This window comes from Streptomyces sp. NPDC058632 (genome assembly GCF_042717095.1).
Taxonomy (GTDB): domain Bacteria; phylum Actinomycetota; class Actinomycetes; order Streptomycetales; family Streptomycetaceae; genus Streptomyces.
The window spans coordinates 1-12,869 of sequence record NZ_JBHXQZ010000060.1; the positions used below are offsets into that span (position 1 = coordinate 1).

Genomic DNA, 12,869 nt, shown 5'->3' on the forward strand with positions numbered 1-12,869 from the left:
ACCACATGCCGTGACCGCCGGGTCAAGGGGGACCTGCACCGCTTCAAGGAGTTCATCGAGGGCAGTGGTGGTGAGACGGGTGCCTGGCGCGGACGGATCCGGCCGGAGAATCCTGGTTCCACCCTCTGAGGACTCAGGGCGCACGGCAGAGGCGCTCCTGCGCTGTCAGCGGTCACCGGCCCGCCGAGCCGCTCGGCCGGCCGTACCGACGCCCGGCGGCGCGCGACGATGTCACATGATCAGGACCACCAGCATGCCGATCAGCCCGATCGCCACCAGTGCCACCACGGCCATGATCAGAGCCAGCGGCATCGGTCCCCAGCCCTTGCGCAGTTCGGGCGGCTCCGGATGGGAGATGCCATAGGTGCCCCCTTCGGCGGGTGGCGTCTCACCGGGGGGCGTCTCACCGGGGGGCGCATCACCGCCCGGCTCGGCTCCCGGGGTTCGCCTCGGGTCGGGATCAGGAGTCGTCATGACGGACACTCCTTTCGGGGCGCAGGTGAGGACGTGTTGCGTGACGTATCACTGAGGGGGCCGGGCGGCGCCGATGTCGCCGGGAGCCGGCTCCGGGTCGCGCTCGACAGCCGGGTCGCGGGGGAGACGACGCCCACCGGGTGCCGCTCTCCGCCGACCACCGCACGTACCACCAGGTCACGGTCACCGACATGCCGAGTCATGGAACCGTCCCTCCGTGGTGTGGGCGGTGGATTCACCGCCGCCCGGCCCGAGTACCCGTAAGCGACGGTTCCCCACGCTCTCGGCCGACCGGAAGCGGCGAGTCCGGCGACCCGGACGTCGCACGGAGTTCCCGCCATCCGGGGAGACATTGCGGGCGGGGCCCACCGCCTGCCGTTTCGCTCGGCCCGGACGGGGTATTCCGGGCCCAATGAGGGTCAGCGTGGTGGACGCGGGATCGAACACGGTCCGTCTGGTGGTCGCGGACGTGGAGGGCGGTGTTCCGCTGCCGGTGCACACGGCGAAGTGGAAGCTGCGCCTGTCCGAGCAGACCGAAGCGGACGGCACCATCGGCGACAGCGCACTGGAACAGATGGCCGAGGCGGTGGCCGGGGCGGGGCGTACGGCGCGGCGTTGGAAGGCGGCGGAACCCCTGGCGTTCGGCACCGCCATCGTGCGCAACGCACCCAACCGCGCCGAAGTACTGCGCTTCGTGCGTCAGGAGACCGGCATACCGATGTGCACACTCGCGGGGGAGACCGAAGCCGAACTGACGTTCCTGGCAGCTCGCCGGTGGCTGGGCTGGCGCGCCGGCCCGCTGGTCCTTCTCGACATCGGGGGCGGCTCCTTGGAAGTGGCCTTCGGACGAGGCCGTCTCCCCGAGTTCGCCGCCTCCCTCCCGCTCGGCGCCGGTCGTCTGACCCGTGAGTTCTTCCACGTCGAGGACGCGCCCACCGACACCGAGCTGAGAGCACTCCGCCGCAGGGTCCGCCATGCACTGCGGGACGTGGCGGCCCGGATCCGGTGGGAGCGCCCGACAACCGCCGCCCTCACCTCCCGTACCTTCCAGCAGCTGGCCCGCCTCTGTGGCGCCGCCCCAGGACGCCAAGGCCCGTTCAGTCACCGGAGCATGGACCGCAGGGATCTTCGCGAGACCATCGGCGTCCTCGCCGCACTCCCGGTGGACGAGCGTGCGCAACTGCCGGGCATCACCGCGCCCCGGGCCGCACAGAGTCTGGCCGGAGCGGTGGTCGGCCACACCGCGCTGAAAGTCATGGGACTGCGCGAGGCCACGGTCTGTCCGTGGGCCATCCGTGAGGGTGTCATGCTGCGCTGTATCGAGGACGGCCCCGGCTGGTGGACGGAGATCGCCCAGGACTCCGATGCCTTCGCAGCGCAGAAGGACACCCTCCGCCTTGCCGCCGGTCCGCTGGCCGGCTGAGCCGGGGAAGGACGCGCGGAACCCTCGGCGTGGCACCGGTCGATCCGGTGGTATGCGGCGAACCCGCCTCCGGGCCCGCGCATCGACGGTGGCGGCAGGTGCCCTACCGCAGGTGGCCTGTGCGGGGCCCTCCCCATGGGCCGGACCCGCCGCCGCTCTCGCGCGGGCGGCGGATCGGGCCGCCTCGCCGACAGTGACGCGTACCTGGCTCACAGGAGTGGGGCGGACTGTCCGGAGCCTGCCCGGTCGCGCCTTCGCGGTCGGCGGCGACGCGCTCGCCGGGTCGTCTGCGCGGCTTCGGTGTCCGTTCCCTTCCGCACGCGTGTCCGGCTCGATGCCACTTTCGCCGCCCGTGCGCGGCCTGCTCCGAACCGGTGAGATGGGACGGGCGGGACGTGGCCGTACGCCGAGATCGCGGTGATCGGTGCTTGTCTGGTCGTCTCAGCATCCGATCGCACAAGGAGCACCGCCGTGCCGTCACAGAATGCGGACATCTCGTACACCGTGCCCGGGATGAGCATCCAGGACAGCCAGCGCATCAGCGATGTGCTGCAGATGCGTCTGCACTCCCTCAACGACCTCCACCTGACGCTCAAGCACGTCCACTGGAACGTCGTGGGGCCGCACTTCATCGCCGTGCACGAGATGATCGACCCCCAGGTCGACAAGGTCCGTGCCATGACCGACGACCTCGCCGAGCGGATCTCCACACTCGGCGGACAGCCCAACGGCACCCCGGGCGCGCTGGTGGACCGGCGCACCTGGAACGATTATTCGATCGGCCGGGCGGAAGCGATCGAGCACCTCGGGGCCCTCGACCTGGTGTACACCGCCGTCATCAAGGACCACCGTGAGGCCATGCAGGCCACCGAGACATCCGATCCGGTCACTCAGGACATGCTCATCGAGCAGCTGCGGGGCCTGGAACTCTTCCAGTGGTTCGTCCGCGCGCACCTGGAGTCCAGCGGTGGCAAGCTCAGCACCCGCGGTGCCACTACGGAGACCGGCGCCGCCGGTCAGGCGGCGGAACAGGCGCGCAGCCAGCCGTGACGGCCCCAGGGTCTGCACCGGCCGGCCCGGATCACAGGCCCTGCGACGCCGGCCGTGTGTCAGCCGTTCCTGTCGGGCCGCCTCGCCGGACGAGGCCGCCTCCACCACCGGATGACCGCGGCTCCGACGGAAACACCCAGCACGAAACGAGTCGTCCGGGCGACGGCGTCCCGGGGGATGCCGGTGCGGTGTTCGCATGCCGGCACCGCGCGAAGTGCGTCGTCGGCCCCCACGGACGGTGCTGAGGCGGCCTCCCCCGTCAGGGCCAACTCCTGCGTGATCCGTTGCCAGACCCGCTCCGGGCGGGCGGCCGGCAGGTCCGGCTCCTCGACGCTGCGTGCGGCGGCCACGACCCGCGCCATCCGGCTCAGCTCCTTCCTGCAGCGGATGCATACGGCGATGTGTCGCAGGGCGCTGACGTCGTTGCTCGAAACGCCGTTCCCCAGTGCCAGTTCCACCAGGTGCGCGGGCTCGACGTGGTCCACCGCAACCTCCTGTTCCCTGTGTTCCGCCTTCTGTTTCCCCACCTGCACCGGGCGGAAGTCCGCGCACGGATGCGTGCGCCCGCTCATTCCCGGACCGGCTCGGCCGTGACGACCACGTTGGCCAGGTAGCCGCCCCGGTCGGGGACGAACGGAGGCGCGCAGGTGATGAGCGTGAGAACCGGGGGACCGGTCCGGCGGAAGGCGGAGGACGGAAGGTCGTCCTTCGGCACCGTCGTACGCGCGACGACCCGGTAGACAGCCGGTCCGGTGCCGGCGCGGCGCACCTCGACCCGGTCTCCGGGCCGTACGTCGGAGAGCGCTGCGAACTCACCGAGGGCGCCCGACTCACTGTCCACGTGTCCGACGAGCACGGCTGAGCCCCGAGAGCTTCCGGGCGCCGGGCCGAAGCGGTACCACCCGGCTACGGTGGGATTCGAGGGGATCACCAGCGCGCCCCGCTCCGTGACGCCGACCGGCCGGACCGGGGCGTCGAGACCCACGTCGCGTACCAGGACGCGCCGGGGCGGCGGAAGCGGGCGCTCGGAGTGATGACCCGGATCCGGGCCCGTCGCGGTGGGGCCGGGGTGCTCGGCCGGCCCGGCGGCCCGGGCCGGCACCGCCGGGCCGAAGTCGGGCGGGGAAGCCGCCTGATCCGACGGGGAGGCCGCCACGGTGAGGACCCCCGCCAGTGCGGAGGCCGTCACCGCGAGACCGCCGAGTCGTCGCCCCTTCTCACCCACGCCTGCCCACTGCCCGGCGTGCCATCAGGAGGCCGCCGGCCAGTGTGACCATGCCGCCCGCGGCGGCCCAGGCCAACCACTGGTCGGAGGAGTTCGTGGTGACGGCGGCGCCACTGCCGCCCGCGTCGACGCCGTTCGGTGCCGACTCCATGCCGCTGAGCGTCTGGGTCGCCAGCGCCAGGTTGTCGTCGTCGGCGCTGCCCCAGGCGTAGACGATGCTGCTCGTGCCCTCCTCGAGGTTCAGGTCGGCCGGACCGATCGCCACGGTGTCGGTGCCGGCCAGCACGACGTCGGCCGAAACGGTGCCGGAGTCGACCACGGCGGTGTCCTCCTTCGGGTTCTCCAGGCCCTTGAAGACCGGCTGCCCGCCCGCCCGGACATCCACGGCCGGGGCGGCGGCGACGTGACGCACCGTCAGCCGTGTCTGGCCGGCGTCCACCTTCGAGACGTCGTTGACGAACGCCGTCAGCTGGGGCTCGCCGTCGGCGGAGAGATGGGCCGCGACGGTGGCGTTCGCCCCGGTCGGCACCTCGATCTCCTTCTCGACGGCAGGGGTGCCGTCGGGACCCTGGCCGGCTTCGAAGACCTGGATGTCGTAGGTGCCCGCGTCGAGGGCCTGCGGGTCGGTCACGGTGCCGGGCTCGAAGTCGCCGAGCAGTTCTTCACCGTTGGCGTAGACGTCGACGGTCAGGCCGGGAATGCCGTGGAAGACGGACACCATGGCCGGGTCCTGGGCGGAGGGGGCCGCCGTGGCGGGTGCGGTGACACCGAGGGCCAGAGCGCAGGCGCCGGCCGAGGCGGCGAGGGTGAGGGGGATTCGGGAGGTCATGAGGATCGTCCCTTCACTGAGAGATTCCGCCGGTTTGCGGTATCTCATCCGTATTTCGTGCGCGGGTGCCGTCGTGGATGCGCGGGACGGGGAATTCCTGCGCGGCTACGCGGCGGACTCTTCGGAGAGGCCCTGCTCCATCGCCTCACGCAGCCGGTGCAGGCCACGTCGGGTGTGGCTCTTCACGGTGCCCAGGGGCATTCCGGTGCGCTCGGAGATCTGGGCCTGGGTCAGGTCTCCGTAGAACGCCATGCACAGAACCTCGCGCTGGCGGTGCGGCAGCCGGGACAGGGCGTCGACCAGGAGCACCCGGTCCAGGACGTCGTCCGGGGCGCTCACCTCCTGGTGGTGCGAACCGGTGTCCTGTGCCACCGAATCGATCAGGGTGAGACGTTTCGTCCTGGCTGCCAGGGCGTCGACGATCTTCCGGCGTGTGATACCGACCAGCCAGGCGCCGAGCGGTCCCCGCTCCGGACGGAAGCCGGTCCGTCCGCGCCAGGCGCCGAGGAACACCTGCTGGGTCACGTCCTCGGCCTCATGGGTGTCGCCGAGCGACCGGGTGGCCATGGTGTGGACGAGTGAGCCCCAGCGCAGATAGACGGCCGCGAACGCGTTCTCGTCCGCGGCCCGCAGGCCACGGGCCAGTTCGTCCTCGTACGGGGTCCTCTGCACGGCCGGGGAGCGGACTTCGGTGGATCGTGTGTTCGTGCTCATGGCACGTTCCTCCTGCCGTGGGAGCAGTGCGGGGCGCAAGGCCGCCCGCGGAGCGGACCCGGCCGGCGTGTGCCGTGACCACCGGGCGCGTGCTGTCCAGTGTTGTAAGCCGGAACGATGCACACAACATGCGTCGGTTGTGCGTCGTAAGGTGGAGGTGTGGGCGTGAACAAGAACGGTGCCGATCGAGCAGGTGTGCGGCGCGGTGGCGGGCTGACCACCGGTGAGGTGGCGCGGCGTCTCGGGGTGGCGCCCACCACGGTCCGGTCGTGGGACCGCCGCTACGGCCTCGGTCCCACCGCACACACCGATGGCCGGCACCGCCGCTGGACAGCGGAGGATCTGGCACGGCTGGAGCGGATGTGCGCCCTGACGGCGACCGGGCTGCCGCCCGCCGAGGCCGCCCGTCTGGCGCTCGACGAGGCAGGTCCGGACGCGGCCCCGCGCGACCCGGACGCGGCCCCGCGCGACCCGGACGCGGCCCCGCGCGACCCGGACGCGGCCCCGCGCGACCCGGACGCGGCCCCGCGTGAGGGGAATGCCGCTCCCGTACCGCAGCCGGCGGCCCGGGCCGGCACCGGTCTGCGGCTGGGGGACGTGCGCCAGGAGTGCAGGGGAGTCGCCCGCGCGGCCCTGCGCCTCGACGCCGCCGCTCTCGACGACCTGCTGAGGGCCGTGATCGAGGAGCACGGCCTGGTCGCGGCATGGACGGAGGTGATCATGCCTACGCTGCAGGCGGCCGGCCGCAAGTGGGAGATTTCCAGGGAGAGGTACGTCGAGGTCGAGCACTTCCTGTCCTGGCACGTCTCGGGCGCTCTCCGGCGCCACGCGCCGCCGGTGGCCGCCGACCGGTCCGGTGCCACCACGGTGCTCGCCTGTGTGCCCGGGGAGAACCACACGCTGCCGCTGGAAGTACTGGCGGCCGCACTGGCCGAACGCGGCCTTCCCGTGCGCATGTTCGGCGGCGCGCTGCCCGTCGAGTCACTCGTGACCGTCGTACGCAGGACCGGACCGGCCGCGGTGGGGCTGTGGGCGCAGTCCCGGAACACGGCGAGCCGACCGCTGGCCCAGCATGTCGCGGCGATGGAGTGGGGTGTGCGCGGAGCCCGCCGGAAGCCGCTCGTCCTGACGCTCGGGCCCGGCTGGGCCGGGCAGGCCGTGCCGGGGTCGCCGCATCCGCCGGGGCTGGCGGAGGCCGTCGCGGTGGTGGAGTCGGCCGTGCTCAGGTGATGTGACTCAGCCTGTCGGGTAGGTGACCGCGGTGGCGCCTGGTCTCGCCGGACGGAACGTGCTCGGGTGGACTTCGTGAGGGTCCGATCCGGTCGCGCCGCGAACGACGCACTGCGAACAGCGCGTTCCGTGCCGCAAGGCGCGCCGCAGGGCGAATCCCACCCCAACCGTACAAAGGTTCGCTTCCAGGGAATCGAAGGACGTCGAAGGAAGAGGAACATGACCACTCCACACGGTCGGAGCCCTGACACGGTCGTCGTCGGAGCGGGTCTCGCCGGTCTGGCCTGCGCCCTGGACCTGGGTCGCGCCGGGCGGCGTGTGGCGCTGCTGGAGGCGTCCGACGGTGCGGGCGGCCGGATGCGTACGGACCGGCGCGAGGGTTTCCTGCTGGACCGGGGATTCCAGGTGTTCAACACCGCGTATCCGCAGGTGAAACGACGCCTGGACCTGCGACGTCTGCGGCTGAGGCCGTTCACTCCGGGCATCATCGCGCACACTTCGACGGGGCCCGTCCACCTCGCCGACCCGACCCGGCGGCCCAAGGCGGCGGGGGCGCTGCTGCCCGGGAGGGTCCTGCCGGCCCGCGACCTGGCCGCGCTGGCCACGCTCACCGCGCGTGACGCCCTCCTGCCCGCCCGCTCCCTCACACACCGTCCGGACCGCTCCACCGCCGCCGCCCTGACCCGCGCCGGGCTGTCGGCCGCGACGGTCACCGAGATCATGCGCCCCTTCCTGTCCGGCGTCTTCCTGGAGGACCGGATGGAGACCTCGGCGCGCTTCTTCCATCTGGTCTGGCGGAGCATGGTCAGAGGAACGCTCTGCCTGCCAGCCAACGGTATCGGCGCCGTACCCGCCCAACTGGCTGCCGGTCTCCCCGAGGGCGTGCTCCGGCTGGAGACGCCCGTCGCCGGGGTCACCGCCTCGGGGGTGCTTCTGACGGACGGCCGCGAGCTGCCGGCCACGTCCGTCGTGGTGGCGACGGAGGCCGCCGTCGCGGCCCGTCTGCTGCCGGGCCTGGCCGTGCCGGACGGCCGTACGGTCACCACGTACTACCACGCGCCGGCGCGCACCCCTCTGGCCGAGCCGACCCTGGTCGTGGACGCCACCGGCGAGGTGCTGAACACCTGTGTGCTGACCGAGGTCGCTCCCACCTACGCGTCATCCGGCGCCGTGCTGGTCTCCAGTTCCGTGCTGGGCGAGGACCGGCCCGGGGCGGGCGAGGCCGTGCTCCGGCGCCTGGCCGAGTTGTACGGCACGGACACGAGCGGCTGGCGCCAGGTCGCCGTGTACACCGCCGAGGGGGCGTTGCCCGCGATGACGCCGCCCTGGCCGCTGAGCCGCCCCACGCGCTTCGCCCCGGGCCGGTACGTCTGCGGGGACCACCGAGCGACCGGTTCGGTGCAAGGCGCGCTGGCATCGGGCACGCGGGCCGCCCGGGAGGTGCTCCGCGACCTGGCGCGCGGCTGACGGCCGGCCGGACCGTTTCCGCCGCATCCACCGGCGGCCGGTTTGCGGAACACACGGTGGAGAAGCAGAGCCGGTGACATGCCCTGGGATCGGGAGCGAGACGTGAACCTCAACGGCGCGCGCGTGCTGGTGGCCGGCGCCACCGGCGTCCTCGGCGGGGCCCTCACCGCGGAACTGGCCGGCAGGGGAGCGCGCCCGGCCCTCGCCGGCCGTGACCCGGCCCGTCTCGCCCGGGCCGGCCAGGCCTACCCGGATGCTCCGACCCTCCTGTTCGACGCCTACGACCCCGCGTCCTGCGCCCGTGCCGTTCATGGTGCAGTGACCGCACTGGGCGGGCTGGACGCCGTGGTGACGGCCTTCGGATCGGTTGCCTTCGGCCGGGCGGAGGAGACCGGCGACGAGGTCGCGGAGCATCTGATGGCGGTCAACGTCCTCGCTCCCGCCGCCTTCTTCCGTGCCGCGCTCGCCGTCATGGAACCCGGTTCCGCGATCGTCGCCGTCACCGGCGTGGTCGCGGAGCGCCCGCAGGCGGGCATGGCCGACTACAGCGCCTCCAAGGCCGCACTGAGTGCTTGGCTCAGCGCTGCGCGCCGCGAGGCGCGCACCGCCGGCATCCGGGTCCTGGACATCCGGCCCGGTCATCTGGACACCGGTTTCGCGGACCGGCCCGTCGCGGGCACGGCCCCGCCGATGCCCGCAGGGGGCGACCCCCGCCAGGTCGTCGCAGCCGTCGCCGACGCGATGGAGGCGGACGCCGAACTGCTGCGCACGGCCGCGGACGGGACGCCCCTCGTCGAACGGCGCGCCAGGTGAGCCGGCATTCCGGGAGACCCCGTGAGACGTCCGACGTGGTCATCGTCGGCGGTGGCGCGTCCGGGCTCAGCCTCGCGCACCGGCTGGCGGCGTCCGGTGCCTCCACCACCGTCACCCTGGTGGAGGCACCGGACGGTCCGCGCCGGCCCCCCGAGCGGACCTGGTGCTACTGGGATCAGGGCACGGGCGACTACGACGGGGCGGTCAGCGCCTCCTGGTCCCGGCTGCGCGTCCACGGCGCCGACGGCGACGCGATCACCCTGAACCCGGCTCCGCTGCGGTACCGCATGCTCCGGTCCACGGAATTCGAACGGCTGGTGCACTCCCTGCTGGCCCGTTCCCCCGGCGCGCGCGTCCTGCGCGCGACGGTGGACACGGTGCGCAGCACAACCGGTGGAGCGGAAGTCCGCTGCACGACATCCGACGGCCGTACGCAGACACTGCGCGCCCGCCACGTGTTCGACTCCCGGCCCCGGCGTGCCCTGCCACCGGCCCGGACACAGCTGATGCAGCACTTCCGCGGCTGGTTCGTGCGCACGGACGTGGACCGGTTCGATCCCGCGGTGGCCGACCTGATGGACTTCCGGGTGCCGCAGCCGCGTCACGGGCTCGCCTTCGGCTACGTACTGCCGCTGGCACCGGACCGAGCGCTCGTCGAGTACACCGAGTTCTCCCGTACCCCGCTGACCAGCGAGGCGTACGACGCGGCGCTGACCGATTACAGCCGCGACATCCTGAAGCTCGGTGCGCTCACCGTGGAATCGACGGAGCAGGGTGTCATCCCCATGACGGACGCGCGCTTCGCCCGCCGGACCGGGCCCGCCGTCTTCCGGATCGGGACGGCGGGCGGCGCGACCCGCCCGGCGACCGGCTACACCTTCGCCGCCGTGCAGCGGCAGAGCCGGGCCATCGCCACCGCCCTGCGCGACGGACGGGCGATCGCGCCTCCGCCGCACGGAAGGCGGGCGCTCGCGATGGACGCGGTGTTGCTGCGGGCCCTGGACACAGGCCGGATCGACGGCCCCGACTTCTTCACCGGCCTGTTCCGCCGCATCCCGCCGGGGCGTCTGCTGCGGTTCCTGGACGGGGCCACCTCGCCCTGGGAGGAGTGGGGCATCGGCCTGCGCACCCCCATCGGCCCCATGCTGCGGACCGCCGTCGAACTCCCCTTTCTGCCCCGCCGATCCCACCCCGACCCACGAATCGGAGACAGGCACCGATGACACTGCTGCGCGACCACGATCTGGCACGCGCCTTCGACCACGCCTCGCACACCTACGACCGCCTCACGGCCCTCAACCCCGGCTACCGCACCGGCCTCCTGCGTTCAGCGCGACGGCTCCGACTGCCCCGGGGCGGCGCCGGTCTGCACGTCCTCGACCTCGGTTGCGGCACCGGAGCCTCCACCCGGGCCCTGCTGCGGGCCGCGCCCCGCGCCCGGATCACGGCCGTCGACGCCTCGTCGGGCATGCTGCGGCGCGCACGGGCCAAACCGTGGCCGGCCCGAGTGCGCTTCCAGCACCTGACGGCCGAGGAGGTGACGGGGAAAGGGGAGGAACCCTACGACGCGGTCTTCGCCGCCTACCTGTTTCGCAACGTCACCGACCCGGACGGTGTCCTGACGTCCGTCCGGTCCCTGCTGCGACCGGGCGGCCGGCTCGCCGTCCACGAGTACAGCCTCAGCGGCTCGGCCGCCCACCGGGCTCTGTGGACGACCGTGTGCCAGGGGGTGATCATTCCCGCGGGAACGCTCAGTGGTGACAGCGCCCTCTACCGGCACCTGTGGCGAAGCGTCATCGACTTCGACACCGTCCCCGCCTTCACCGCGCGTCTGGCCGCCGCCGGGTTCACCGGCGTGCGTGCCGCCCCAGTCGCCGGGTGGCAGACCGGCATCGTGCACACCTTCCTGGCCCGCAACGGTGTGGCCGCGGCAGGGGAGTACGCCCTGTGAGCGCCCCCCGCCGCGCGGCTCGACGAGGGCGCGACCGCAAGGCCGAGATCATGATGCCCGCGCCCGGCCGGGAACGGTTCGCACCCGGCGACGCTCCGTCCGTAGCCGTGGCCGGCGGAGGCGTCGCCGGTCTCGCAGCGGCCACGCTGCTGGCCGAACGGGGCGCTCGCGTGACCCTCTACGAACGGGAGGAGTCGCTGGGCGGCCGTCTCGCGGGTTGGCGCACCCGCCTCGCCGACGGTTCCGGGGCGACCATGAGCCGCGGCTTCCACGCCTTCTTCCGGCAGTACTACAACCTGCGCGGCCTCCTGCGGCGCACCGATCCGGGTCTCGACCGTCTCCGGCCGCTGCCCGACTACCCACTGCGGCACGGCGGCGGGCTGACCGACAGCTTTGCCCGCGTCCCGCGCACACCACCGTTCAGCGCCCTCGGGTTCGTCGCCCTCAGCCCCACCTTCGGCTGGCGCGACCTCGGCGCCATGGACGCACAGGCCGCACTGCCCCTGTTCGACGTCCGCGTGCCCGAGGTCTACGAACGCTTCGACTCGATCAGCGCGACCCGTTTCCTGGAACGCGTCCGCTTCCCCGAAGCCGCGCACCATCTCGCGTTCGAGGTGTTCTCGCGCAGCTTCTTCGCCGACCCGCGCGAACTGTCCGCGGCGGAACTGCTGCTGATGTTCCACATCTACTTCCTCGGCTCCGCCGAGGGCCTGCTCTTCGACGTGCCGAGCGAACCCTTTCCGCAGGCACTGTGGGAACCTCTCGGCGACTACCTCCAACGCCTCGGAGTCGACGTCCGCACCGGTACACCCGTGCGCGGCGTCCACCCCTGCGGCGGCGGAGGTGTCCAGGTGCGGACCGACACCGTCGCCGGCCGGCACGATGCGGCCGTCCTCGCCCTCGACCCCGGGGCGCTGCGGGGGGTCGTCGCGGCGTCACCCGGTCTGGGCACCCCCGCCTGGCGCGACGACGTCGCCGCCCTCGCCACGGCCCCGCCCTTCCTCGTGTCCCGGCTCTGGCTGGACCGGCCGGTCCACGCCGACCGCCCCGGATTCCTCGGTACCAGCGGATACGACGGCCTCGACAACATCAGTGTCCTGGAACGTTACGAGGGCGAGGCCGCCCGATGGGCCGCCCGGACAGGCGGCTCGGTGGTGGAACTGCACGCCTATGCCGTCGCCGCCGACGCGAAACGGGGCATGGTGCAAAACCGTCTCCTCGACAGCCTGCGCCAGGTCTATCCGGAAACACGGGGCGCGCGGATCCTGGACGCCCGGCACGAGTGGCGTTCCGACTGCCCGTTCTTCCCGGTCGGCTCCTACGCCCGGCGGCCCACCGTGGTGACGCCTCACCCCCGGGTGACCCTGGCCGGTGACGCGATCGGCTGCGATCTGCCGGTGGCCCTGATGGAACGCGCCGCCACCACCGGCTTCCTGGCGGCCGGCGCCCTTCTCGCCGACTGGGGAGTCCGGGGCCAGGTGCTGTGGACGGTTCCTCGAGCGGGCCGTTCATCCGTGCTGCGAGCACTCGGCACGTTCGGGAGACGCTGAGTGTCCATTCCCGGAGCGGCCGGACGCCCCCTGCACTGCTTCGTGGCCGGAGCATCCGGGCGGCGGCCGGCCCTGTCCCGGCCTTGACCGCGGGCGGCGCGGCGAGCCGTGGCAGCCGGGAGACGACGTCCCCGCGTTCGGGT

13 protein-coding genes and 1 pseudogene are annotated in these 12,869 nt (G+C 72.8%); 9 read left to right on the forward strand and 5 right to left on the reverse strand.

The features are described from left to right. Positions 1-129: pseudogene (locus tag ACFWVE_RS22370) on the forward strand (cyclase); the annotation flags it as partial. A 102-nt stretch (positions 130-231) separates the two neighbouring features. Here the strand turns inward: ACFWVE_RS22370 and ACFWVE_RS22375 are convergent. Beyond that, the gene (locus ACFWVE_RS22375) at positions 232-474 is read right to left on the reverse strand and encodes a DUF6480 family protein (protein ID WP_384016591.1); all 243 of its coding nucleotides are present in this window, start codon (positions 472-474) and stop codon (positions 232-234) included. Between the two features lie 412 nt (positions 475-886). Between ACFWVE_RS22375 and ACFWVE_RS22380 the strand changes: the two genes are divergently transcribed. Both ACFWVE_RS22380 and ACFWVE_RS22385 read left to right on the forward strand, forming a co-directional pair. Next, complete coding sequence (locus ACFWVE_RS22380; RefSeq protein WP_384016594.1) at positions 887-1,897, forward strand: Ppx/GppA family phosphatase; 1,011 nt, start codon at positions 887-889, stop codon at positions 1,895-1,897. A gap of 471 nt (positions 1,898-2,368) precedes the next feature. After that, positions 2,369-2,947 (forward strand): Dps family protein, encoded by a 579-nt coding sequence (locus ACFWVE_RS22385; protein WP_384016597.1) that lies wholly within the window; start codon positions 2,369-2,371, stop codon positions 2,945-2,947. A 59-nt stretch (positions 2,948-3,006) separates the two neighbouring features. On the opposite strand, the gene ACFWVE_RS22390 is transcribed toward ACFWVE_RS22385, so the two are convergent. From ACFWVE_RS22390 to ACFWVE_RS22405, 4 genes are all read right to left on the reverse strand, one after another. Continuing rightward, positions 3,007-3,432 carry a hypothetical protein gene (locus ACFWVE_RS22390; protein WP_384016600.1) on the reverse strand — a complete coding sequence of 142 codons (426 nt, stop codon included), beginning with the start codon at positions 3,430-3,432 and terminating at the stop codon, positions 3,007-3,009. Between the two features lie 83 nt (positions 3,433-3,515). Continuing rightward, positions 3,516-4,172, reverse strand: a complete 657-nt coding sequence (locus ACFWVE_RS22395; protein ID WP_384016603.1) for a class F sortase — start codon at positions 4,170-4,172, stop codon at positions 3,516-3,518. Next, complete coding sequence (locus ACFWVE_RS22400) at positions 4,165-5,001, reverse strand: DUF4397 domain-containing protein (protein WP_384016607.1); 837 nt, start codon at positions 4,999-5,001, stop codon at positions 4,165-4,167. Before ACFWVE_RS22400 ends, ACFWVE_RS22395 begins: the two co-directional genes overlap by 8 nt. Positions 5,002-5,106: 105 nt before the next feature. Further along, entirely contained in the window at positions 5,107-5,715 is a 609-nt protein-coding gene (locus ACFWVE_RS22405) for an RNA polymerase sigma factor (RefSeq protein WP_384016610.1), read from the reverse strand. 165 nt (positions 5,716-5,880) lie between these two features. On the opposite strand from ACFWVE_RS22405, the gene ACFWVE_RS22410 reads away from it, so the two are divergent. The 6 genes from ACFWVE_RS22410 to ACFWVE_RS22435 all read left to right on the forward strand — a co-directional run bounded on the left by ACFWVE_RS22410 (position 5,881) and on the right by ACFWVE_RS22435 (position 12,726). Beyond that, the gene (locus ACFWVE_RS22410) at positions 5,881-6,945 is read left to right on the forward strand and encodes a MerR family transcriptional regulator (RefSeq protein WP_384016613.1); all 1,065 of its coding nucleotides are present in this window, start codon (positions 5,881-5,883) and stop codon (positions 6,943-6,945) included. Between the two features lie 219 nt (positions 6,946-7,164). Then, positions 7,165-8,412 (forward strand): NAD(P)/FAD-dependent oxidoreductase, encoded by a 1,248-nt coding sequence (locus tag ACFWVE_RS22415; RefSeq protein ID WP_384016616.1) that lies wholly within the window; start codon positions 7,165-7,167, stop codon positions 8,410-8,412. 102 nt (positions 8,413-8,514) lie between these two features. After that, positions 8,515-9,225, forward strand: coding sequence for an SDR family NAD(P)-dependent oxidoreductase (locus ACFWVE_RS22420; protein ID WP_384016619.1), 711 nt, complete (start codon positions 8,515-8,517; stop codon positions 9,223-9,225). Then, positions 9,222-10,448: a lycopene cyclase family protein gene (locus ACFWVE_RS22425; RefSeq protein WP_384016622.1), complete on the forward strand. Its 1,227-nt coding sequence runs from the start codon at positions 9,222-9,224 to the stop codon at positions 10,446-10,448. Before ACFWVE_RS22420 ends, ACFWVE_RS22425 begins: the two co-directional genes overlap by 4 nt. Continuing rightward, a complete protein-coding gene (locus ACFWVE_RS22430; RefSeq protein ID WP_384016625.1) occupies positions 10,445-11,176 on the forward strand; it encodes a methyltransferase domain-containing protein in 732 nt (243 codons plus the stop codon). The genes ACFWVE_RS22425 and ACFWVE_RS22430 overlap by 4 nt, the downstream gene beginning before the upstream one ends. Positions 11,177-11,226: 50 nt before the next feature. After that, complete coding sequence (locus ACFWVE_RS22435) at positions 11,227-12,726, forward strand: FAD-dependent oxidoreductase (protein WP_384016708.1); 1,500 nt, start codon at positions 11,227-11,229, stop codon at positions 12,724-12,726. The last annotated feature ends 143 nt before the right edge of the window (positions 12,727-12,869 follow it).